2 protein-coding genes are annotated in these 1,729 nt (G+C 67.4%); both read left to right on the top strand.

The features are described 5' to 3' along the window. Window positions 1-91: 91 nt before the first annotated feature. The gene (locus DBR20_RS01485; RefSeq protein ID WP_108264941.1) at window positions 92-1,489 is read left to right on the top strand and encodes a cupin domain-containing protein; all 1,398 of its coding nucleotides are present in this window, start codon (window positions 92-94) and stop codon (window positions 1,487-1,489) included. A 3-nt stretch (window positions 1,490-1,492) separates the two neighbouring features. After that, window positions 1,493-1,729 (top strand): GNAT family N-acyltransferase (locus DBR20_RS22450; RefSeq protein ID WP_258223084.1); only part of this gene is annotated, 237 nt, incomplete at its 3' end.

The following is a 1,729-nucleotide window of genomic DNA, read 5'->3' as shown; positions in this document are numbered from 1 at the left end:
CACGTGCGCAATCCCAACGAACGTCGGACAATGGAGGCCTTGGCGGCCCGCCACGCCGCCCCTCCCGCTTTCCGCTGCAAGGAACTCCCCCATGGCCGCCCGCAAGTCCACCTCCCCCCTGATCGAAGTCCACGCCCGTCGTGGCCAGCCGCTGGGCATGTCCCCGGCCGTGTTCCTGCGCGACTTCTGGCAGAAACGCCCGCTGTTGATCCGCAACGCGTTCACCGACTTCCAGACCCCCGTACAGCCGGAAGACCTGGCGGGCCTGGCCTGCGAAGAGGGCGTGCTGGCCCGCCTGATCGAGCACGACAAGGCCCAGGACAGCTGGCGCGTGCGCAGCGGCCCGTTCCAGGAAGACATCTTCCCGGCCCTGCCCGACCACGACTGGACCCTGCTGGTGCAGGACGTGGACAAGTGGGACAAGGACGTGCGCGCCCTGATCGAACACTTCAGCTTCCTGCCGCGCTGGCGCATGGACGATGTGATGATCAGCTTCGCCGCCACCGGTGGCTCGGTCGGCGCCCATGTCGACCAGTACGACGTATTCCTGCTGCAGGCCCACGGCCACCGCCGCTGGCAGATCGATGCCAGTGAATCGATCAAGGGCAAGCGCCCGCCGCTGGGCTTCCGCCCCGACGTGGAACTGAAGCTGCTGCAGGTGTTCAAGCCGACCCACGACTGGGTGCTGGCGCCGGGCGACATGCTGTACCTGCCGCCGAACGTGCCGCATCACGGCGTCGCCGAAGACCCCTGCCTGACCTTCTCGTTCGGCATGCGCGCGCCGTCCTCGGCCGAGCTGATCAGTGATTATCTGGACACGTTGATCGCCGATGCCGACGAGAACATCCGCTACCAGGATGCCGACCTGAAGGCACCGGCCGACCCGAACGAAATCGACACCGTGGCAATGGCGCGGGTAATCACCGCGCTCAACGCCATCCGCATGAACGACCCCGACAAGCTGGGTGACTGGTTTGGCCGCTTCATCACCACCTACCGCGCCGCCGGCGAGGTGATGGCCCACCAGGCCGCGCCGCCGCAGGAAGAAGTGGTCGAGGCCCTGCAGTCGGGCCTGCTGCTGCAGCGTCACCCGTGGGCGCGCCTGGCCTGGCGCCGGGCCAAGCGTGGCGCCAGCCTGTATGTCAGCGGCCAGGATTTCGCCCTGCCGATCAAGGACGCACAACGCCTGGCAGGTGCCGAGCAGCTCGATGCTGCCGCCTACCGCGGCCTGTCCGACAAGGGCCGCGCAGTACTGCAGCAACTGCTGGTCGGCGGCGTGTTCCAGCTGATCGATCCGAACGAGGTGTATGCCGACGAGGAGGAAGAGGTGCTGGGTGAGGTGATCGAGGGCCGCGAGCAGGTCGAGGTCATCGACGCTGACGCCATGTCCGATGACGTCCATCTGGTGACTGTGCATGACGATGGCATTGAAGTGATCGTCAACTTCGACGACCACGACGAGGATGACAGCACCCCCAGCCGCGGCTGAACCATGAGCCCGCTCCGGGTCCAGCAGGTACGCCATGCCGAAGCCCACGTCGCCATCCACGACGTGCGCCAGCGGGTGTTCGTGCAGGAACAGGGCATCGACGCAGCCCTGGAGCGCGATGCCCTGGACCCGGTCTGCGCCCACGTGCTGGCGCTGGATGCCCACGGGCAACCGGTCGGCACCGGGCGGCTGGCGCCGGATGGTCGTATCGGCCGCATGGCGGTGCTGGCTGCGTATCGC

Source organism: Stenotrophomonas sp. HMWF023 (assembly GCF_003060985.1).
In the GTDB taxonomy this organism is placed as follows: Bacteria; Pseudomonadota; Gammaproteobacteria; order Xanthomonadales; family Xanthomonadaceae; genus Stenotrophomonas; species Stenotrophomonas lactitubi.
The sequence above is the reverse complement of the archived record's forward strand: the minus strand, read 5'-3'. Positions and strand labels throughout refer to the sequence as shown.